This window comes from Halomonas sp. CKK8 (assembly GCF_029625235.1).
GTDB lineage: Bacteria > Pseudomonadota > Gammaproteobacteria > Pseudomonadales > Halomonadaceae > Halomonas > Halomonas ventosae.
The window spans coordinates 3462416-3484328 of sequence record NZ_CP121193.1 but is presented as its reverse complement, the minus strand read 5'-3'; the positions used below and the strand labels follow the sequence as shown (position 1 = coordinate 3484328).

Sequence of the window (21913 nt, the reverse complement as noted above, 5' to 3'; positions counted from 1 at the left end):
TTTCCAAGCCCATGCAAGACCTGACCCTGGTGATGGCTCAGCTCGACCCGCTGGTCGGCGACATTCCCGGCAACGCCGACCTCGCCATCGAGACCGTGCGCGAGGCTCGCATCGAGCATGGTGCCGATATCGTGGTGCTGCCCGAACTCTTCCTCACCGGCTACCCGCCGGAGGACCTGCTGCTGCGCCCCTCCATGGAGACCCGCCTGCGTCATGCCCGGGCCCACATGGCCGAGAAGATGGCCCGCGACGTCATGGTCATCGTCGGCTATCCGGGGCGCCGGGAGGGGCAGAACTGGAACCTGGCCGGGGTGCTCTACAACGGCGAGTGGCTCGACGAGTACGCCAAGCAGGCGCTGCCCAACTACGAGGTGTTCGACGAGCAGCGCTACTTCGCCACCGGCAACCGGCCGCTGGTGGTGGAGCACAAGGGCGCCCGGCTCGGCATCCTGATCTGCGAGGACATCTGGAGCGAGAAGCCGGTTCGCCAGGCCCGTGATGCCGGCGCCCAGATCCTGGTCACCCTGAATGCCTCGCCCTTCCACCAGGACAAGCCCGCCGAGCGCCTGGCGCTGCTCGAGGCGAGGGCCCGCGAGGTGGCGCTGCCCATCGTCTACGTCAACCAGATCGGCGGCCAGGACGAGCTGGTCTTCGATGGCGGCTCGGCCTGCGTTGATGCCAGGGGCGAGCTGATGGTGCAGGCGCCCCACTGGGCGGTGGGCCTGATGCCGGTGCAGTTCGTGCGCGATGCGCACCACTGGGTCCCCCAGCCGGGCGAGACCGAGCCCGAGGTCGAGCCCGAGGACAACCTCTACTGCGCGCTGGTCACCGGCCTGCGCGACTACGTCAACAAGAGCGGCTTCCAGGGCGTGGTGCTGGGGCTCTCCGGCGGCATCGACTCGGCGCTCTCGCTGGCCATCGCCGTGGATGCCCTGGGCCCCCAGCGCGTCCACGCGGTGATGATGCCCTACCACTACACGGCGGATATCTCCCGGCAGGACGCCGCCGAGCAGGCCGAGATGCTGGGCGTGGGCTACGAGGTGCTGCCCATCGAACCGATGGTCGAGGCGTTCATGTCGACGCTGGCCGAGAGCTTCGCCGGCACCGAGCGGGACACCACCGAGGAGAACCTGCAGTCGCGCTGCCGCGGCGTGCTGCTGATGGCGATCTCCAACAAGAAGGGCCTGATGGTGCTGACCACCGGCAACAAGAGCGAGATGGCGGTGGGCTATGCCACCCTCTACGGCGACATGGTCGGCGGCTACAACGCCATCAAGGACGTCTACAAGACCTGGGTCTACCGCCTGGCGCGCTGGCGCAATACCCAGTCGCCGGCGATTCCCGAGCGGGTCATCGAGCGGCCGCCTACCGCGGAGCTCGCCCCGGACCAGCAGGACAGCGACAGCCTGCCGGACTATGACGTGCTCGACGCCATCCTGGTGCGCTATATCGAGGGCGACATGAGCGCCGAGGCGATCATCGCCGCGGGGTTCGAGCGCGAGGACGTCTACAAGGTGGTCAAGCTGGTGGACCGCTGCGAGTACAAGCGGCGCCAGGCGCCGGTGGGGGTGCGCGTCACCCGCCGCGGCTTCGGCCGTGACCGCCGCTACCCCATCGTCAATGGCTGGCAGCCGGGGGACTGACAGCTCCGAGCCGCAAGCGCCGGGCCAATAGGAACGAGAAACGCCACCGCCCTTTCGGGCGGTGGCGTTCTGCCGTCAAGGGGGCAGGGTCAGTGCGAATGCGAGCCGTGCTGCTCCAGGCGTTCGGCCAGCCAGATCTTGATGATGGACTGACGGGTGACGCCGAGACGCGCGGCCTCCCGGTCCAGCGAGTCGATCATCCAGGTCGGGAAATCGACGTTGACGCGCTTCTGCTTTCTGAGCGGACGACTGGCTTGCGACAAGTCGAGCTCATCGATGATGTCGTCACCGTCATCGAAGCGGTTATCGAGATCATGGGCTTTCATAGAGGGCGACCTCACTGCTGCGCGAACGTCTGACCGAGATCAGGCGAATGCGTCTACCGCGGTACGTGATGATGCCGGACCAGTGCTTGCCATCGATCCTGCCAATCACGACGAAACGTGGCTCATCCATGGTCTTTGCCGGGATCTCAAGCAAGTCCGGGTCTTCCCAGAGGCGCTGGGCGTCGACAAAGTCGATGCCGTGCTTGTGCCTGTTAGCTTCGCTCTTGCCCGAGTCGAACTCGAAGGCATCCATGAATAAAAAATATACCTTTTTTATCCCAAGAGAAAGGGGGGCTTTCAAGAGAAGTGATCAGGGCGCCTCTTCTCAAGTGTTCTGCATAGCCGATGGTGGTGAGTACAGGCACCAGGTATTGCGCCCGGCGGCCTTGGCGCGATACATCGCCGCGTCGGCGGCCTGGAGCAGGCTGACGCCATCGCTGCCGTCTGCCGGGAAAATGGCGATGCCCACCGAGACGCCGATCGTCAAGGGTGTGTCCCCGATGACAAAGGGGGTAGTCAGCGCCTCGACCACATTGGAGGCCACCCGGGCAGCGTTATCCACCGCCTGGATGGGCTCTACCACGATCACGAACTCGTCGCCGCCCAGCCGCGCCAGCATGTCCTCGGCGCGCAGGTTGGCCTGCAGGCGTTCGCTGACGGCTTGCAGGAGCCTGTCCCCAGCCTGGTGGCCGAGCGTGTCGTTGACCTCCTTGAAGTGATCCAGGTCCATGAAGAGGACCGCTAGCCGCTTGCCAGTGAGACGGCATTGGTGAAGGGCCCGCTCTAGGTGCTGCTCCAGCTGGGCACGGTTGGGCAGGCCGGTCAGCTCATCGTGAAGCGCCTGGTGGCGCACCATCTCCTCGGCGGCTCTCTGCTCGGTGACGTCGTTGAAGATGTGGATATAGCGCAGCGTTTCACCGTCGCCGTTGCGTACCGCACTGACGGTCTGCAGTGCCACCAGAATATCGCCGTTGGCGCAGCGGTAGCGGACCTCACCCTGCCAGGTCCCGTTTTCTTCCAGGTGTTTCAGGCCATGTTTCAGACGCGCTGAGCTGTCGGTATGCCAGGCCAGCAGGGCCTTCATCGGCCGCCCGATCAGTGCCTGCGCGGTGTAGCCCAGGTGGTTGGCAAAGGCCGGGTTGGCATCGATGATCGCATGGCGTGGGCTGGTGATGGCGATCGCCTCTTGAGCGTTGCGAAAGACGCTGGCGGCCAGGCGAAGCTTCTGGTCCGAGGCTTCCAGTTCACGGGCCTGCCTGTCCACGCGAGCCAGCAGGGGGTGCAGGGCGCTGCTGACCACCCAGGTGCCTCCCAGTGCCAGCAAGAGGATGGCCAGCGCGGGCCATAGCAGTAGCTGTAGGGCCTCGTCGTGAAAGCGTTGTGACGGCACCGCCACCAGCAGTTCCCAGCCCCGGTCCCCCAGCGCGGCCTGGAGGGTGACCTGAACCGTCTCCTCCGGGTTGTCCAGGGTGTCGAAGCGACTGAGGACCGGCCCCTCCGGACCCAACATGAGCACCTGCTGGCCGCGAGGGGTGCGCAGCCGTAGCTTGGCGCCTTCGCCGAAGCGCTCCGTATCGGCCAGCAGGGCCAGCAGCGAATCGGCCTGGAAGAAGGCGATATCCCGTCCGAGGCGCTCGCCTTCGGGAGTGACGATTGGCGAGCAGCTTTGCACCAGCACGTCCCTTTGCTCCAGCAGGTAGAGCCGGCAGGGGTAGCCTTCCTGTGAGTCGTGAGACGGCATCGCGTCGGCTGGGGCCTTGCCGATTCGCGAGACGAGTTCGCCATCGGGGCCAAGTCGGATCAGGCCGACCAGGTCCGGTGCCTGGGCCATGGCATCGGCCAGGCGGGGTGTGGTGAACGCTGATAGCGCCTCCAGCGAGATGTCTCCGCGGGCATAGTCAGCGAGGCGGTCGCGAATATCCGTGCGGCCGTTAAGCTGGCGGGTAATATCCTGATAGCGCTTGAACTGATGGTGAAGGGCTTCCGCCTGGGTCTCGGCGCTGAGCTGACTGGTACGTTCGATGCCGCTTCGCGCGGCGTGATAGAAGGGCAGGGCGGTAATCAGTCCGGCCAGCAGGGCAGTGGCCAGGATGCCCAGCGCAGCCAGGGATCTGATGCGCAGGTGCAGCCGTCGGATGTAGCGCGTCGATGGTGAAGAAGGGGTTGTCGTCATGAGGCTCGGGCCGACATCTCCCGATGGGGCGAGGCCTGACCATTAGAGTTTTAGCAACAATACAGGCTTCTGGACGTGGGGAACAACGGAATGTGTCATCGAGCTGCCCACCAACCGGGTTGGTGGGGCAGCGGCATGGGCAGGCGTCAGGCCGAGAGGGCGTCGGCCTTGACGTGCTCCGGGCGGAAGGTGCGGCCGCGCAGGCGCTCGTGGTTCGGGGCGTTGTCGATCAGCACCTGCAGGGATTCGCGGGCGCGGTCGCGCATCTCGAGGCCCAGGTAGCCCTCCACCATCACCGCCAGGGCGTCATGGGTGGCTGCGGACTGCGGGTAGTTCTCGATCACCCAGCGGCCGCGCTCCACGGCGGCCAGGTAGGCCCCCTTGCGCAGGTAGAAGTCGGCCACGTGCAGCTCGTGGCGGGCCAGCACGTTGCGCAGGTAGACAATGCGCTGCCGGGCGTCCGGGGCGTACTGGCTGTCCGGGTAGCGCTGGATCAGCTCGCGGAAGTCGGCGTAGGCATCGCGGGTGGCGCCCAGGTCGCGCTTGGCGATGTTGATCAGCCGCAGCCGCTCGAGGCTGAAGCGCCCCGCCTGCCAGGCGGCCAGGCCACGCATGTAGTAGGCGTAGTCCACCTGGGGGTGGTCCGGGTGCAGGCGGATGAAGCGGCTGGCGGCGGCGCGGGCGCCTTCCCAGTCGTCGGTCTCGTAGTAGGCGTAGATCAGCTCCAGCTGGGCCTGCTCGGCATGCTCGCCGAAGGGGAAGCGGGTATCGATGGCCTCGAGCCGGTTGATGGCGGTGGTGTAGCGGCCATCCTCCAGGGCCTCGCGACCCTCCTCATAGAGCTGGCGTTCGGCGACGCCGTCGAGCTCGTCTTCCTGGGAATCGGTGCTGGCGCAGCCGGCCAGCAGGACGCCGGCCAGCAGCAGGGACGCCAGGCGGGCGGGGGAGGTGATAACGCGCATCGTGATCCTCGTGTCTAACAACCCGGACGGCCGTGGTAGAATCGGCCGATATCCGCCCACTATAAAGCACCTTGCGGCGAAACGCAGTCATCGCTCCCGGTGCGCAGAGAGCCCTGTCCCGACCCATGTCCCAGACCCTCGAAGCCCAGCATCGCGTTCCCGAACGCATGGCTGGCCTGCGCCTCGACCAGGCCGCCGCCGAACTCTTCGCCGACCTTTCCCGTGAGCGGCTCAAGGCCTGGATCAAGAGCGGGGCCCTGACCCTGGACGGCCGAATGGCCAAGCCCAAGGACAAGGTCTACGGCGGCGAGGCCCTGGCGCTGGCCGCCGAGATCGAGGACGACACCCGCTTCGAGCCCGAGGACATCCCCCTGACGGTGGTGTACGAGGACGACGAGGTGCTGGTGATCGACAAGCCGCCGGGCCTGGTGGTGCATCCCGCCGCCGGCAACCCCGACGGCACCCTGCTCAATGCCCTGCTGCACCATGACCCGGCGCTGGCGTCCATCCCCCGGGCCGGCATCGTGCACCGCCTGGACAAGGACACCAGCGGGCTGATGGTGGTAGCCAGGACGCTGGCCGCCCAGACCGCCCTGGTCGAGCAGCTCCAGGCGCGCACCGTCTCGCGGGAATACGATGCCGTGGTGGTCGGGGTGATGACCGCCGGCGGCACCGTAGACGCCCCCATCGGCCGCCATCCGCGCGACCGCAAGCGCCAGGCGGTGAATGCCTCGGGCAAGCCGGCGGTGACCCACTACCGGGTGGTGGAGCGCTTCCGGGCCCATACCCACGTGCGCTGCAAGCTCGAGACGGGTCGCACCCACCAGATCCGGGTGCACATGGCCCATGCACGCTATCCGCTGATCGGCGACCCGGTCTACGGCGGACGCCTCAAGCTGCCGGCCGGCGCCGGCGAGACCCTCAAGGAGATCCTGCGCGAGTTCCCGCGCCAGGCGCTGCATGCCCGCAAGCTGGCCTTCGTGCATCCGGCCAGCGGCGAGCGCATGGCCTTCCGCGCGCCGCTGCCCGATGACCTGCTGATGCTGCTCGACTACCTGCGCGAAGACCGCGAGACCATGCGCTAAGGACCCCGTGATGAGCGATACCTTCGACCTGCGCCCGACCCCGATCCTGCCCGACTGGCCGGCGCCGGAGAGCGTAGGCGCCTTCGTGACCACCCGCGAGACCGGCCCCAGCCAGGGCCCCTTTGCCGCCTTCAATCCGGCCGAGAACCTGGGCGACAACCCGGACCACGTGGCGCTGTGCCGCCGCCAGCTGGAGAAGGAGGTCGGCGACGGTCGCCCGCTGCTGTGGCTCGACCAGGTGCACGGCGCCCGGGTGCAGCAGGAGTACTCCGACGCCCGGCCCCAGGCCGACGCCGCCGTGGCCACGAACCGCGACTACGCCTGCGTGGTGCTCACCGCCGACTGCCTGCCGGTATTCCTATGCGACCGCCGCGGCGAGCGGGTGGCGGTGGCCCATGCCGGCTGGCGCGGGCTGGCCGGCGGCGTGATCGAGGCCACCGTGGGGGCGATGGGCCTGCCGCCGGAGGAGCTGCTGGCCTGGCTGGGCCCGGCGATCTCCAACGCCCAGTTCGAGGTCGGCCCCGAGGTGCAGCAGGCCTTCGTCGGCGTGCACCCTGAGGCCGAGGCGGCCTTCGACCCCAGCCCCTACCGGCTCGGCCACTACATGGGCGACCTTTACAAGCTGGCCCGCCTGCGCCTCGAGCGCCTGGGTGTCTCGCATATCAGCGGCGGCCACTTCTGCACCGCCTGCGAACCTCGCTTCTACTCCTACCGCCGCGACGACGGCCTTACCGGCCGCATGGCCAGCGTGATCTGGTTGCGCTGACGCGAGGCACAAGCCTCAAGGAGCAAGGTTCAAGGAAACCCCGGGGCCTTCGGCCAGCCACAAGGAAAAGATCCTTGTGTCCTTCAGTCCGGGGTTGATGCTGGTTTGCCCCTTGCCCCTTGCCCCTTGCCTCTTGCCCCTTGCCCCTTGCCCCTTGCCCCTTGCCCCTTGCCCCTTGCCCCTTGCCCCTTGCCCCTTGCCCCTTGCCCCTTGGCCGCTTGATCCGCGTCAATCCCCCGCACCCTTTCCCTGGCCGCCGACTTGAAAGCCGGCCACGCTGTCTCCATTGATACCGTCAAGACACATTGACAGGGCCAAACGGTGCGTCCGACCGCGCCGTCACCCCGATGGAGGAAAGCGAATGCGATTCGACAAGTTCACCGCCAAGCTGCAGAACGCCGTGGCCGATGCCCAGTCCCTGGCCGTGGGGCGTGGCCACAACCAGCTGGAGCCCGGCCACCTGCTGCTGGCGTTGCTGGAGGCCACCGATACCGGCGTCAAGGCGCTGATCCAGAAGGCCGGCGGCGATGCTGCCCGGCTGCGCGACGGCCTGGTGGGCCACCTCGACGACCTGCCCAAGGTCGCCAACTTCGATGGCGAGGTACAGCCGTCCCGCGACCTGATCAAGCTGTTCAACCTCACCGACCGCGAGGCCCAGAAGCGTGGCGACCAGTACATCGCCAGCGAACTGGTGCTGCTGGCCGCGCTGGGGATGGGACACGCGGTGACCAAGCTGCTGACCCAGGCCGGGGTGACCCGCAAGTCGCTGGAGACGGCCGTCGACAGCGTGCGCGGCGGCGAGAAGGTCGACGACCCCAACGCCGAGGACCAGCGCGAGGCACTGGAGAAGTACACCCTGGACCTCAACGAGCGGGCCGCCAGCGGCAAGATCGACCCGGTGATCGGCCGCGACGACGAGATCCGTCGCACCATCCAGGTGCTGCAGCGTCGCACCAAGAACAACCCGGTGCTGATCGGCGAGCCCGGCGTGGGCAAGACCGCCATCGTCGAGGGGCTGGCCCAGCGCATCGTCGACGGCGAGGTGCCGGAAGGGCTCAAGGACAAGCGCGTGCTGTCGCTTGACATGGGCGCGCTGCTGGCCGGGGCCAAGTTCCGCGGCGAGTTCGAGGAACGCCTCAAGTCGGTACTCAAGGAGCTGTCCCAGGAGGAGGGACGGGTGATCCTGTTCATCGACGAGCTGCACACCATGGTCGGCGCCGGCAAGGCCGAGGGCTCCATGGATGCCGGCAACATGCTCAAGCCCGCCCTGGCCCGCGGCGAGCTGCACTGCGTGGGCGCCACCACCCTGGACGAGTACCGCAAGTACATCGAGAAGGACGCCGCCCTGGAGCGCCGCTTCCAGAAGGTGCTGGTGGACGAGCCCTCCGAGGAGGACACCGTGGCCATTCTGCGCGGCCTCAAGGAGCGCTACGAGGTGCACCACGGCGTCGACATCACCGACGGCGCGATCATCGCCGCGGCCAAGCTCTCGACTCGCTACATCACCGACCGCCAGCTGCCCGACAAGGCGATCGACCTGATCGACGAGGCCTCCTCGCGCATCCGCATGGAGCTCGACTCCAAGCCCGAGGAGATGGACCGCCTCGACCGCCGGCTGATCCAGCTGAAGATGGAGCGGGAGCACCTCAAGAAGGAGACCGACGAGGCCTCGAAGAAGCGTCTCGAGAGCCTGGAGGAGCAGATCGGCGAGCTCGAGCGCGAGTACGCCGACCTCGACGAGATCTGGAAGGCCGAGAAGGCCAGCATCCAGGGCGCGGCCCAGTTCAAGGACGCCCTCGACAAGGCCCGCATCGACCTGGAGCAGGCCCGTCGCCAGGGCGACCTGGCGCGGATGTCGGAGATCCAGTACGGGGTGATTCCCGACCTGGAGAAGAAGATCGCCGAGGCCGGCGAGGCCGAGGCCGATACCTCCAAGCACCAGCTGCTGCGCTCCAACGTCACCGAGGAGGAGATCGCCGAGGTGGTCTCGCGCTGGACCGGCATCCCGGTGGCCAAGATGCTCGAGGGCGAGCGCGACAAGCTGCTGCGCATGGAGGAGGCGCTCCACGAGCGGGTGATCGGCCAGGACGAGGCGGTGACCGCCGTGGCCAACGCCGTGCGCCGCTCCCGTGCGGGCCTCGCCGATCCCAACCGGCCCAATGGCTCCTTCCTGTTCCTCGGCCCCACCGGGGTGGGCAAGACGGAGCTCTGCAAGTCGCTGGCCAACTTCCTCTTCGACACCGAGGAGGCGATGGTGCGCATCGACATGTCGGAGTTCATGGAGAAGCACTCCGTGGCGCGGCTGATCGGTGCACCTCCCGGCTATGTCGGCTACGAGGAGGGCGGCTACTTGACCGAGGCGGTGCGCCGCAAGCCCTACTCGGTGCTGCTGCTCGACGAGGTGGAGAAGGCCCATGCCGACGTCTTCAACATCCTGCTGCAGGTGCTGGAGGATGGCCGCCTGACCGACGGCCAGGGGCGCACCGTGGACTTCCGCAACACCGTGATCGTGATGACCTCCAACATGGGCTCGGACATCATCCAGCGCATGGGCGGCGATGACAGCGACTACGCCCAGATGAAGGAGATGGTGATGGCGGTGGTCGGCGACCACTTCCGCCCCGAGCTGATCAACCGCATCGATGAGGTGGTGGTGTTCCACGCCCTCGGCCAGGCGCAGATCCAGGCCATCGCCGAGATCCAGCTCGACCGCCTGCGTGCGCGGCTCGCGGAGCACGACCTCTCCCTCGAGGTCAGCGAGGCGGCGCTTGCCTTGCTGGCCGAGGCGGGCTTCGACCCGGTGTTCGGGGCGCGGCCGCTCAAGCGGGCGATCCAGGCGCGCATCGAGAACCCGCTGGCCCAGGACCTGCTGGCCGGGAAGTTCTCGCCGGGTGACGTCATCCATGTGGAGGCGGAAGGCGACCAGCTGGTGTTCCAGAGCTGAAGCACAGGCCGTAAAGCCGCGTCACACTGCGCCACAAAGCGTTACCTTGCCGCCCGGGCGACCGGGCGGCGACGGTCTACAATGAGATTCAGGTTGCGTCCTGTAACCCCCTTGCCCGTCCCTCCCCGCGAGTGGACGGGCTCTTTTGTGGTGGCCCGGGTGACACGCCCCCCTTGCCGGATGGCCCATCATGGGCTACCCACGCTGTTTCCGCGGTTGACACTTCCACAGTGCTAATGGAATCTTGAGCGTTCCTGATACGGGCGCGGACTCCAGCGGGCAATCCCCCATTCCCGCGCGAAGGGTGGGCCGAGCGCCTCTACCCGCCGAAGGACTTCCGAATCCGGGCCAACCGCCCGGGTCGGCCAACGCCCCGACGCGGCAATCCGCCGTGATGAGAGTGCAGGCCCCAACAGGGCCCTTACTGCCAGGGTTTGGCATCAGGTGCCGGCACGGCCGGCAGCGGCATACCGTCGCACTCGACTTCGTGTCCACACGGTGGGCGCGGATCGCACTCGAGACCTCCAGGGGAGATACATCTGTGGAACTGCTTTCCGGCGCAGACATGATTGCCCGCTTCCTCCAGGACGAGGGCGTCGAATACATCTATGGGTATCCCGGGGGGGCAGCGCTGCACATCTACGATGCGCTGTTCCGCCAGGACAAGGTCAAGCACATCCTGGTGCGCCACGAACAGGCGGCCACCCACGCCGCCGACGGCTATGCCCGGGCCTCCGGCAAGCCGGGCACGGTGCTGGTCACCTCCGGCCCCGGGGCGACCAACGCCGTCACCGGCATCGCCACCGCCTACATGGACTCGATCCCCATGGTGGTGCTGTGCGGCCAGGTGATGAGCCACCTGATCGGCGACGATGCCTTCCAGGAGACCGACATCATCGGCGTGACCCGGCCGATCGTGAAGCACAGCTTCTCGATCCGCCACCCGACCGAGATTCCGGAAGTCCTCAAGAAGGCCTACTACCTGGCCGCGACCGGCCGGCCCGGTCCGGTGGTGGTGGATATTCCCAAGGACATGACCGCGCCCACCGAGCGCTACGAGTACGTCTACCCGAAGAAGGTCAAGATGCGCTCGTACAACCCGGTCACCCGTGGCCACACCGGCCAGATCAAGAAGGCCGTGGAGCTGATGCTCAAGGCCCGGCGCCCGGTCTTCTATACCGGCGGGGGCGTGGTCACCGGCAACGCCAGCGAGGGGCTGACCGACCTGGTCCAGCGGCTGGGCTATCCCATCACCACCACCCTGATGGGCATCGGCTCCTACCCGCAGAGCGACCGCCAGTGCCTGGGCTGGCTGGGCATGCACGGCTCCTTTGAATCGAACATGGCCATGCACCATGCCGACCTGATCATCGCCATCGGCGCGCGCTTCGACGACCGCGTTACCAACAACACCTCGAAGTTCTGTCCCACCGCCAAGATCATCCACGTGGACATCGACCCGAGCTCGGTCTCCAAGACGGTGCGGGCCGACGTGCCCATCGTCGGCCCGGCCGGCAGCGTGATCAACGAGATGATCAGCATGGTGCAGGGCAAGGAGATCGCCAATCCCGAGGCCCTGGCCGACTGGTGGAAGCAGATCGACGGCTGGCGCGAGGAGCGCCGCGAAAAGCTCTACGAGCCCTCGAAGCCCGGCGAGCCGATCAAGCCCCAGGAGGTGATCGAGGCGCTGTGCCGGGTGACCCGCGGCGAGGCCTACGTGACCACCGACGTGGGCCAGCACCAGATGTTCGCGGCCCAGTACTACAAGTTCGACAAGCCCAACCGCTTCATCACCTCCGGGGGGCTTGGCACCATGGGCTTCGGCTTCCCGGCGGCCATGGGCATCAAGCACAACTTCCCGGAGGAGCAGGTGATCTGCGTCACCGGCGAGGGCAGCTTCCAGATGATGATGCAGGAGCTCTCGACCTGTAAGCAGTTCGGTGGCGGAGTGAAGATCGTCAACCTCAACAACGCCTCGCTGGGCATGGTGCGCCAGTGGCAGGACCTCAACTACAAGTCCCGTCATGCGCACTCCTACATGGAATCGCTGCCCGACTTCCAGCAGTTGATCGAAGCATATGGCTTCACCGCGCTGCGGGTGGAGACACTGGCGGATCTCGAGCCGGCACTGGAACGCGCCTTTGCCGACACGCACGAGCTGGTGTTCCTCGATGTTCTCGTCGACCCGCACGAGCACGTCTATCCGATGCAGGTGCCCCTGGGCTCCATGCGTGACATGCTGCTTTCCAAGACGGAGCGGACCTGATGCGCCATATCATCTCGATTCTGATGGAAAACGAACCGGGCGCCCTGTCACGCGTGGTGGGGCTGTTCTCCCAGCGCAACTTCAACATCGAAACGCTGAACGTGGCGCCCACCGAGGACCCGAGCCTGTCGCGGCTGACCGTGACCACCGTCGGGGACGACCGGGTGATCGAGCAGATCACCAAGCACCTCAACAAGCTGATCGACGTGGTCAAGCTGGTGGACCTGACCGAGGGCAACCACATCGAGCGCGAGCTGATGCTGGTCAAGGTCAAGGCGCTGGGCGCGGCCCGCGACGAGGTCAAGCGCACCGTGGACATCTTCCGCGCGCAGATCGTCGACGTGACGCCGAGCCTCTACACGGTGCAGATCACCGGCGACGCCGGCAAGCTGGACGCCTTCCTGCAGGCCATGGCGCCGGTGGGCATCCTCGAGGTAGCGCGCACCGGGGTGTCGGGAATCGCCCGCGGCGACAAGGTGCTGTCCCTCTGATTCACGACTGCGTTCACTCGTGACGTAAATCGCAGTCCCAACTGTATACGCTGCAATCTTAAGGCCGCCCCGAGGGGCGGCCTTCGTGTCTTCAGGGCCGGTGGTTCAGCGCTCAGCGACCTCGTCCCAGAGGGCGGCGATCAGCGGGCTCTTCAGGCGGCGCTCGAGCACGCAGAGCCCGACATCGTAGTGGGGCAGTTCCGGCTTGACCGGCAGGACCCTGACCCGCTCCGCCAGGGGGCTGGTGTCGAGCACGATGCGTGGCACCACGCCGACGCCGAACCCCAGCCCGACCATGCTGACGATGGCCTCGTGGCCCGCCACCTGGGCATAGATCCGTGGCGCCACGCCCAGGGCGCGAAACCAGGTGTCGCTGAACTGGCGCGACAGGCCGGCCTCGGAGAGGATCATCGGTACCTCGCGCCACTGCTCGGCGGAGGGCGACTCGGGCGTGGGGGGGATCCAGTCATGGCCCTCGTGGGGGGCGATGAACACCAGCGGTGAGCGGGTCAGCGACTTGAAGGCCAGGGCGTCGGGGGCCTGGCGCGGCCGCGGGGTGATCGCCATGTCCTCATTGCCGGCCAGCACCCGCGGCAGGGACTGGGCCGGGTCCCCGGTGTGCAGCTTGAGCTCGATGCCGGGATACCGGGTGCGGAACTCGCTCAGGAGCTCGTAGAGGAAGCTGTAGCTGGCGGTCACCGAGCAGTAGATGCTGATCTCGCCGGTGAGGGTGCGCGCCTCGCTCATCAGCGACTGGCGCAGCCGTTCCCACTCCTCCAGGGTGTCCCGGGCATAGCCCTGGAAGCTGCGACCCTGGCGGGTCAGCACCACATGGCGGTTGTCGCGCTCGAAGAGGCGCACGCCCAGGCTCTCCTCGAGCTGGCGGATGGTGCGCGAGAGGGTCGAGGGGCTGACGTGGCAGGCCTCGCTGGCGCGGCCGAAGTGCAGGGTCTCGGCCAGGGCCAGGAAGTGCTTGAGGGGGCGCATGTCCATGTCGCTAGTATTGCATATTTCGGGATGTGACATTGCAAATATCGCGTTTTACGCAACGCGAGGGCTGGCGTAAGGTGACCCCATCGGCTGCAACGAATCCCAGCGCCGCGACAGACGGCGCGGGTGGCCATCAACGCTGACCTCGATTCCACGCTATCACGTTCAGGAGTACCCCCTATGCGCGTCTACTACGACAAGGACTGCGACCTCTCCCTCATCCAGGGCAAGAAGGTGGCCATCGTGGGCTACGGTTCACAGGGCCATGCCCACGCCAACAACCTCAAGGAGTCCGGCGTCGACGTGACGGTCGCCCTGCGTGAGGGCTCTTCCTCCGCGGCCAAGGCCGAGGCCGCCGGCCTCAAGGTCGCCTCCGTCGAGGAAGCCAGCAAGAACGCCGACGTGGTGATGATCCTGGCGCCGGACGAGAACCAGAAGGCGATCTACGAGACCCAGGTTGCACCGAACCTGGCGCAGGGCGCTACCCTGGCCTTCGCCCACGGCTTCAATATCCACTACAACCAGATCGAACCGCGCAAGGACCTGGACGTGGTGATGATCGCGCCCAAGGCCCCGGGCCACACCGTGCGCTCCGAGTTCGTGCGTGGCGGCGGCATCCCCGACCTGATCGCCATCCATCAGGATGCCTCCGGCAACGCCAAGGAGCTCTCGCTCTCCTACGCGGCGGCCATCGGCGGCGGCCGCAGCGGCATCATCGAGACTACCTTCAAGGACGAGACCGAGACCGACCTCTTCGGCGAGCAGGCCGTGCTGTGCGGCGGCGCCGTGGAGCTGGTCAAGGCCGGCTTCGAGACCCTGACCGAGGCGGGCTACGAGCCGGAGATGGCCTACTTCGAGTGCCTCCACGAGCTCAAGCTGATCGTCGACCTGATGTACGAGGGCGGCATCGCCAACATGAACTACTCCATCTCCAACAACGCGGAGTATGGCGAGTACGTGACCGGCACCGAGGTGATCAACGAGCAGTCCCGCGCCGCCATGCGCAATGCGCTCAAGCGCATCCAGACCGGTGAGTACGCCAAGATGTTCATCAACGAGGGCAACAGCAACTACCCCTCGATGACCGCGCGTCGTCGCCTGAACGCCGAGCACCCGATCGAGCAGGTCGGCGAGAAGCTGCGCGGCATGATGCCGTGGATCGCCGCCAACCAGCTGGTCGACAAGTCCAAGAACTGATCTCCCGATCCGTTCCGGCTGATGCGAGGGCGCGGGTTTCCGCGCCCTCGCTGCGTCTGGAGTCACCCGGCGCGCCCGCCGTCGTGAGTCGTCGGGCGCTCTGTGTGTAGAATGGGGCGACACCCAAGCCGATGGAAGAGACAGATGAATCGGGATTCGCACCACAGCGAGCAAGAGCCGGACCGGCCTGGCGACGAGGACCTGGCCAGCACCTTCATGCGCGAATCGGAGGTCATCGAGGAGGCCGAGGAGGGCGGCAGGAAGGTGAGGCGCAAGGGCGTCTACCTGCTGCCCAACCTGTTCACCACCTCCGCCCTCTTCTCCGGCTTCTTCGCCATGGTGGCCGCCGTGAACGGGGACTTCACCACGGCCTCCATCGCCATCTTCATCGCCATGGTGCTGGATGGCCTGGATGGTCGGGTGGCTCGCCTGACCAACACCCAGAGCGACTTCGGCGCGGAGTACGACAGCCTCTCCGACATGCTCTCCTTCGGTGTGGCCCCGGGCCTGGTGGCCTTCATCTGGATCCTGCAGGACATCGGCAAGACCGGCTGGGTGGTGGCCTTCCTCTACGTGGCCTGCGCCGCGCTGCGGCTGGCGCGCTTCAACGTGCAGATCGGCAGCGTCGACAAGAAGTGGTTCATCGGCCTGCCCAGCCCCTCGGCGGCGGCCCTGGTCGCGGCCAGTGTCTGGACCTTCCACAGCTTCGATGCCGATGCCTTCGGCTTCAAGCTGCTGATGCTCTTCGTGGTGGGCGCCGCGGGGATCCTGATGGTCAGCAACATCCGCTACTACAGCTTCAAGGATGTGGACCTCAAGGGGCCGGTACCCTTTGTCTTCCTGCTGGCCATCGTGCTGGGGTTCGTGGTCATCTCCATCGAGCCCTCGGTGATGCTGCTGCTGCTGTTCGGTGCCTACGTGGTCTCCGGCCCGGTGATGGCGGTGATGCGCAAGCTGAAGCACTCGCCGTCCTCGCGGTGAACCGGGTCATCCTCCCTGCAGGACGCCCGCCCCGCGCGGGCATCGTCGTCTCCGCCGGCGGCCCATGTCATCCACAGGCGGTCGGCACGACGGGGCTGTGGACGGCCTGCCCGGCGGCCCGGTTGTCATCACCGGTTCACGGGGGCGTCATCGCCGTGACATTTTTCTTCGCGAGGGCCTTGCGCGGCTCCGGGGAAATCCGTAAAGTACGCATCCGCTGCCGGCGACGGGCACACGTTGCAGGCGGTGGGAAGTGGCAGAAGTGCTTGTTTCCATTTGGGTTTTTCGAGAAGTTTCGAAAGATTCCCGCTTGACGAGCTCGCCGCATTCGGTAGAATGCATGCCACTCGTGACAGAGACCCGCCAAGGGCTCCATCGGCACTCGCGTCGCTTTGGCGGTACGAGAGTTGGTCACTCGCTTCGCTTCTTCGGAACGCCGCGCAGGGTTGACAACGACAGCCGGTCACGTAGAATACGCCTTCCTCGCAGGGCGCCGGCGAGACCGCCGCTTCATCAAGAAGCCGGGCACGACGGCAACAGCGAGACGCTCCCCTCTCCATGAGAGCCCGGAGCCGCTCTTTAACAATCGATCAGGTAATTCATGTGGGCGCTTGTCGGGATGTCGGTGACCAGTCACTGAAACATTCAAGGCAAGCGACTCGTCAAAGAGACGTTTGAACCTTGAGCCAGGTTTGGTTCCACCTTAGGAACTATCAGACTTTAAACTGAAGAGTTTGATCATGGCTCAGATTGAACGCTGGCGGCAGGCCTAACACATGCAAGTCGAGCGGAAACGATGGAGCTTGCTCCAGGCGTCGAGCGGCGGACGGGTGAGTAATGCATAGGAATCTGCCCGGTAGTGGGGGATAACCTGGGGAAACCCAGGCTAATACCGCATACGTCCTACGGGAGAAAGCAGGGGATCTTCGGACCTTGCGCTATCGGATGAGCCTATGTCGGATTAGCTTGTTGGTGAGGTAATGGCTCACCAAGGCGACGATCCGTAGCTGGTCTGAGAGGATGATCAGCCACATCGGGACTGAGACACGGCCCGAACTCCTACGGGAGGCAGCAGTGGGGAATATTGGACAATGGGCGAAAGCCTGATCCAGCCATGCCGCGTGTGTGAAGAAGGCTTTCGGGTTGTAAAGCACTTTCAGTGAGGAAGAAGGCCTTGGGGCTAATACCCCCGAGGAAGGACATCACTCACAGAAGAAGCACCGGCTAACTCCGTGCCAGCAGCCGCGGTAATACGGAGGGTGCGAGCGTTAATCGGAATTACTGGGCGTAAAGCGCGCGTAGGCGGCGTGATAAGCCGGTTGTGAAAGCCCCGGGCTCAACCTGGGAACGGCATCCGGAACTGTCAGGCTAGAGTGCAGGAGAGGAAGGTAGAATTCCCGGTGTAGCGGTGAAATGCGTAGAGATCGGGAGGAATACCAGTGGCGAAGGCGGCCTTCTGGACTGACACTGACGCTGAGGTGCGAAAGCGTGGGTAGCAAACAGGATTAGATACCCTGGTAGTCCACGCCGTAAACGATGTCGACTAGCCGTTGGGGTCCTTGAGACCTTTGTGGCGCAGTTAACGCGATAAGTCGACCGCCTGGGGAGTACGGCCGCAAGGTTAAAACTCAAATGAATTGACGGGGGCCCGCACAAGCGGTGGAGCATGTGGTTTAATTCGATGCAACGCGAAGAACCTTACCTACCCTTGACATCGTGCGAACTTTCCAGAGATGGATTGGTGCCTTCGGGAACGCACAGACAGGTGCTGCATGGCTGTCGTCAGCTCGTGTTGTGAAATGTTGGGTTAAGTCCCGTAACGAGCGCAACCCTTGTCCCTATTTGCCAGCGATTCGGTCGGGAACTCTAGGGAGACTGCCGGTGACAAACCGGAGGAAGGTGGGGACGACGTCAAGTCATCATGGCCCTTACGGGTAGGGCTACACACGTGCTACAATGGCCGGTACAAAGGGTTGCGAAGCCGCGAGGTGGAGCTAATCCCGAAAAGCCGGTCTCAGTCCGGATCGGAGTCTGCAACTCGACTCCGTGAAGTCGGAATCGCTAGTAATCGTGAATCAGAATGTCACGGTGAATACGTTCCCGGGCCTTGTACACACCGCCCGTCACACCATGGGAGTGGACTGCACCAGAAGTGGTTAGCCTAACTTCGGAGGGCGATCACCACGGTGTGGTTCATGACTGGGGTGAAGTCGTAACAAGGTAGCCGTAGGGGAACCTGCGGCTGGATCACCTCCTTAAACGACCAGTCCCGGCACCCGGCAAGTGTCCACAATGAATTACCTGATCGAGCGAGCAAAGACTGTTTGGGTCTGTAGCTCAGTTGGTTAGAGCGCACCCCTGATAAGGGTGAGGTCGGCAGTTCAAGTCTGCCCAGACCCACCAAATTCCGGGGCCTTAGCTCAGCTGGGAGAGCGCCTGCCTTGCACGCAGGAGGTCAGCGGTTCGATCCCGCTAGGCTCCACCACTTTCCCAGGAAAGCGGAGCTCAGCTGGAGAGTGCCTGCCCTTGCACCAGGGGTCACGCCGGGGTCGCGCACGACTTCGATCTTCAGGCTCCACCATTCAACAGTCATCCGGCAGAGACCAGCGGCAAGTCGCACAGACTTTCCACTGTTCTCTGAACAGTTGCTCTTTAACAATGTGAATCATGCTGACAAACGTTCCTTTCGAGAGAAAGGGACACGAGATACGTCTCAAGCGTATCCGGCAATTGTCGATCGTCATCGCGGACCAGACCTCTTGGGGTTATATGGTCAAGCGATGAAGCGCATACGGTGGATGCCTAGGCAGCCAGAGGCGATGAAAGACGTGGAAGCCTGCGATAAGGCTCGGCGAGGTGGCAAACAACCTGTGACCCGGGCATTTCTGAATGGGGAAACCCACCCACGGTAACGTGGGTATCCCACACTGAATCCATAGGTGTTGGGAGGCGAACCGGGGGAACTGAAACATCTCAGTACCCCGAGGAAAAGAAATCAACCGAGATTCCCCCAGTAGCGGCGAGCGAACGGGGAGTAGCCCTTAAGCGGCACGACTGATAGGCGAACAGGCTGGGAAGCCTGACCATAGCGGGTGATAGTCCCGTAGCCGAAATCTGAGTGTCGTGAAATCGAGTAGGTCGGGGCACGAGAAACCTTGACTGAAGACGGGGGGACCATCCTCCAAGGCTAAATACTCCTGGCTGACCGATAGTGAACCAGTACCGTGAGGGAAAGGCGAAAAGAACCCCGGAGAGGGGAGTGAAATAGATCCTGAAACCGTATGCGTACAAGCAGTGGGAGCATGCATGTCATGTGACCGCGTACCTTTTGTATAATGGGTCAGCGACTTATTTTCAGTGGCGAGCTTAACCGTATAGGGGAGGCGTAGCGAAAGCGAGTCTTAACTGGGCGACCAGTCGCTGGGAATAGACCCGAAACCGGGCGATCTATCCATGAGCAGGTTGAAGGTTGAGTAACATCAACTGGAGGACCGAACCAGGATCTGTTGAAAAAGATTTGGATGACTTGTGGATCGGAGTGAAAGGCTAATCAAGCCCGGAGATAGCTGGTTCTCCTCGAAAGCTATTTAGGTAGCGCCTCACGTAGCACCGCCGGGGGTAGAGCACTGTTTCGGCTAGGGGGTCATCCCGACTTACCAACCCGAGGCAAACTCCGAATACCGGTGAGTGACGCGTGGGAGACACACAGCGGGTGCTAACGTCCGTTGTGAAAAGGGAAACAACCCAGACCGTCAGCTAAGGTCCCGAAATCCTGGTTAAGTGGGAAACGATGTGGGAAGGCTCAGACAGCTAGGAGGTTGGCTTAGAAGCAGCCATCCTTTAAAGAAAGCGTAATAGCTCACTAGTCGAGTCGGCCTGCGCGGAAGATGTAACGGGGCTCAAACCAGGTACCGAAGCTACGGGTTCGTCGAATGACGAGCGGTAGAGGAGCGTCGTGTAAGCCGATGAAGGTGGATCGAGAGGTCTGCTGGAGGTATCACGAGTGCGAATGCTGACATGAGTAACGACAAGGGGAGTGAAAAACTCCCCCGCCGGAAGACCAAGGGTTTCTGTTCGACGCTAATCGGAGCAGAGTGAGTCGGCCCCTAAGGCGAGGCCGAAAGGCGTAGTCGATGGGAAACGGGTCAATATTCCCGTACCTCACTGTATTGCGATGGGGGGACGAAGAAGGCTAGGTGAGCCAGGCGTTGGTTGTCCTGGTGAAAGTCAGTAGGCTGGGGAATCAGGCAAATCCGGTTCCCCAAGGCCGAGAGACGAGACGAACAGACTACGGTCTGGAAGTCATCGATGCCACGCTTCCAGGAAAAGCCTCTAAGCTTCAGATACAGTGGGACCGTACCCCAAACCGACACAGGTGGTCAGGTAGAGAATACCCAGGCGCTTGAGAGAACTCGGGTGAAGGAACTAGGCAAAATGGTGCCGTAACTTCGGGAGAAGGCACGCCGGACTAGGGTGACGGGACTTGCTCCCTGAGCCTGAACCGGTCGAAGATACCAGGTGGCTGCAACTGTTTATTAAAAACACAGCACTCTGCAAACGCGCAAGCGGACGTATAGGGTGTGACGCCTGCCCGGTGCCGGAAGGTTAAGTGATGGTGTTAGCGCAAGCGAAGCTCCTGATCGAAGCCCCGGTAAACGGCGGCCGTAACTATAACGGTCCTAAGGTAGCGAAATTCCTTGTCGGGTAAGTTCCGACCTGCACGAATGGCGTAATGATGGCCACGCTGTCTCCACCCGAGACTCAGTGAAATTGAAATCGCAGTGAAGATGCTGTGTACCCGCGGCTAGACGGAAAGACCCCGTGAACCTTTACTATAGCTTCACACTGGACGCTGATGTTGCTTGTGTAGGATAGCTGGGAGGCTTGGAAACCGTGGCGCCAGCCACGGTGGAGCCAACCTTGAAATACCAGCCTGGCATCATTGGCGTTCTAACTCAGGTCCGTGATCCGGATCGAGGACCGTGTGTGGTGGGTAGTTTGACTGGGGCGGTCTCCTCCCAAAGCGTAACGGAGGAGCACGAAGGTACCCTCAGCACGGTTGGAAATCGTGCATTGAGTGCAAGAGCATAAGGGTGCTTAACTGCGAGACAGACACGTCGAGCAGGTACGAAAGTAGGTTCTAGTGATCCGGTGGTTCTGTATGGAAGGGCCATCGCTCAACGGATAAAAGGTACTCCGGGGATAACAGGCTGATACCGCCCAAGAGTTCACATCGACGGCGGTGTTTGGCACCTCGATGTCGGCTCATCACATCCTGGGGCTGAAGTCGGTCCCAAGGGTATGGCTGTTCGCCATTTAAAGTGGTACGCGAGCTGGGTTTAGAACGTCGTGAGACAGTTCGGTCCCTATCTGCCGTGGGCGTTGGATGTTTGAGAAGTGCTGCTCCTAGTACGAGAGGACCGGAGTGGACGCACCTCTGGTGTTCCGGTTGTCACGCCAGTGGCATTGCCGGGTAGCTATGTGCGGACGGGATAACCGCTGAAAGCATCTAAGCGGGAAGCCCCCTTCAAGATGAGACATCCCTGAGGCCTTGAGCCTCCTGAAGGGCCCAGCGAGACCAGCTGGTTGATAGGCCGGGTGTGGAAGCGCTGCAAGGCGTTGAGCTAACCGGTACTAATGGCCCGTGAGGCTTGACCATATAACACCCAAGCGGTCTGCCGATGGCGACCGACATGACGGATACGACGAGACGTATCGTCAGCATGATTCACCGTTTTTCGCCTGACGACCATAGCGTGCGGGAACCACCTGATCCCATGCCGAACTCAGCAGTGAAACCGCTCAGCGCCGATGGTAGTGTGGGGCCTCCCCATGCGAGAGTAGGTCATCGTCAGGCACTTATCCGAGAAGACCCCGTGTTCGAATGAGCACGGGGTCTTTTCATGTGCGTCGGCCAAACGGACGTGATGCCAGGGCCTTCCCCTGGGAATAGCGGAGCGCCGCCCGAGTTATCGACAGGCACTTATTTAGAAAAAACCCGAGCTCACTAGAGCTCGGGTTTTTTCATGTCTCGCATTCGCGCCGTTACACGATATTGCAAGCCGGAGTGGAAAGGCCGTCTGCCAGCG

At 64.0% G+C, this 21913-nt stretch carries 13 protein-coding genes, 2 tRNA genes and 3 rRNA genes; 13 read left to right on the top strand and 5 right to left on the bottom strand.

What is annotated here, in order from left to right; all coding sequences use genetic code 11:
- Window positions 1-11: 11 nt before the first annotated feature.
- On the top strand, window positions 12-1643 hold the full coding sequence (locus P8934_RS16420) for an NAD+ synthase (protein WP_278031970.1): 1632 nt from the start codon (window positions 12-14) through the stop codon (window positions 1641-1643).
- Window positions 1644-1732: 89 nt separating this feature from the next.
- Here the strand turns inward: P8934_RS16420 and P8934_RS16415 are convergent, their stop codons facing one another.
- The 4 genes from P8934_RS16415 to P8934_RS16400 all read right to left on the bottom strand — a co-directional run bounded on the left by P8934_RS16415 (window position 1733) and on the right by P8934_RS16400 (window position 5104).
- Complete coding sequence (locus tag P8934_RS16415) at window positions 1733-1969, bottom strand: CopG family transcriptional regulator (RefSeq protein WP_278031969.1); 237 nt, start codon at window positions 1967-1969, stop codon at window positions 1733-1735.
- A complete protein-coding gene (locus P8934_RS16410; protein WP_278031968.1) occupies window positions 1956-2222 on the bottom strand; it encodes a BrnT family toxin in 267 nt (88 codons plus the stop codon). Before P8934_RS16410 ends, P8934_RS16415 begins: the two co-directional genes overlap by 14 nt.
- A 72-nt stretch (window positions 2223-2294) precedes the next feature.
- Window positions 2295-4142, bottom strand: coding sequence for a sensor domain-containing diguanylate cyclase (locus tag P8934_RS16405; protein WP_278031967.1), 1848 nt, complete (start codon window positions 4140-4142; stop codon window positions 2295-2297).
- 146 nt (window positions 4143-4288) lie between these two features.
- Window positions 4289-5104: an outer membrane protein assembly factor BamD gene (locus tag P8934_RS16400; RefSeq protein WP_278031966.1), complete on the bottom strand. Its 816-nt coding sequence runs from the start codon at window positions 5102-5104 to the stop codon at window positions 4289-4291.
- Window positions 5105-5229: 125 nt separating this feature from the next.
- Between P8934_RS16400 and rluD the strand changes: the two genes are divergently transcribed.
- The 5 genes from rluD (at window position 5230) to ilvN (ending at window position 12656) form a co-directional block, all read left to right on the top strand.
- Window positions 5230-6189 (top strand): 23S rRNA pseudouridine(1911/1915/1917) synthase RluD, encoded by a 960-nt coding sequence (gene rluD / locus P8934_RS16395; protein ID WP_278031965.1) that lies wholly within the window; start codon window positions 5230-5232, stop codon window positions 6187-6189.
- 10 nt (window positions 6190-6199) lie between these two features.
- Window positions 6200-6955: a peptidoglycan editing factor PgeF gene (gene pgeF, locus P8934_RS16390; RefSeq protein ID WP_278031964.1), complete on the top strand. Its 756-nt coding sequence runs from the start codon at window positions 6200-6202 to the stop codon at window positions 6953-6955.
- A 361-nt stretch (window positions 6956-7316) separates the two neighbouring features.
- On the top strand, window positions 7317-9899 hold the full coding sequence (gene clpB / locus P8934_RS16385; RefSeq protein ID WP_278031963.1) for an ATP-dependent chaperone ClpB: 2583 nt from the start codon (window positions 7317-7319) through the stop codon (window positions 9897-9899).
- Between the two features lie 541 nt (window positions 9900-10440).
- A complete protein-coding gene (locus P8934_RS16380; protein WP_278031962.1) occupies window positions 10441-12165 on the top strand; it encodes an acetolactate synthase 3 large subunit in 1725 nt (574 codons plus the stop codon).
- Entirely contained in the window at window positions 12165-12656 is a 492-nt protein-coding gene (ilvN, locus tag P8934_RS16375) for an acetolactate synthase small subunit (protein ID WP_040183026.1), read from the top strand. Before P8934_RS16380 ends, ilvN begins: the two co-directional genes overlap by 1 nt.
- Window positions 12657-12761: 105 nt before the next feature.
- Here the strand turns inward: ilvN and ilvY are convergent, their stop codons facing one another.
- Entirely contained in the window at window positions 12762-13649 is an 888-nt protein-coding gene (gene ilvY / locus P8934_RS16370; RefSeq protein WP_278031961.1) for an HTH-type transcriptional activator IlvY, read from the bottom strand.
- Window positions 13650-13826: 177 nt separating this feature from the next.
- Between ilvY and ilvC the strand changes: the two genes are divergently transcribed.
- The 7 genes from ilvC (at window position 13827) to rrf (ending at window position 21681) form a co-directional block, all read left to right on the top strand.
- Window positions 13827-14843 carry a ketol-acid reductoisomerase gene (gene ilvC, locus P8934_RS16365; RefSeq protein WP_106232115.1) on the top strand — a complete coding sequence of 339 codons (1017 nt, stop codon included), beginning with the start codon at window positions 13827-13829 and terminating at the stop codon, window positions 14841-14843.
- Between the two features lie 144 nt (window positions 14844-14987).
- Entirely contained in the window at window positions 14988-15824 is an 837-nt protein-coding gene (pssA, locus tag P8934_RS16360) for a CDP-diacylglycerol--serine O-phosphatidyltransferase (RefSeq protein ID WP_278031960.1), read from the top strand.
- A 722-nt stretch (window positions 15825-16546) separates the two neighbouring features.
- Window positions 16547-18082 (top strand): 16S ribosomal RNA (locus P8934_RS16355).
- Window positions 18083-18150: 68 nt separating this feature from the next.
- Window positions 18151-18227 (top strand) — tRNA-Ile (locus P8934_RS16350).
- A gap of 6 nt (window positions 18228-18233) precedes the next feature.
- Window positions 18234-18309: transfer RNA gene (locus tag P8934_RS16345), tRNA-Ala, on the top strand.
- A 286-nt stretch (window positions 18310-18595) separates the two neighbouring features.
- Window positions 18596-21483 (top strand): 23S ribosomal RNA (locus P8934_RS16340).
- Window positions 21484-21565: 82 nt separating this feature from the next.
- Window positions 21566-21681 (top strand): 5S ribosomal RNA (rrf, locus tag P8934_RS16335).
- The 16S, 23S and 5S rRNA genes sit together here with 2 tRNA genes alongside, the layout of an rRNA operon.
- Window positions 21682-21913 lie beyond the last annotated feature (232 nt).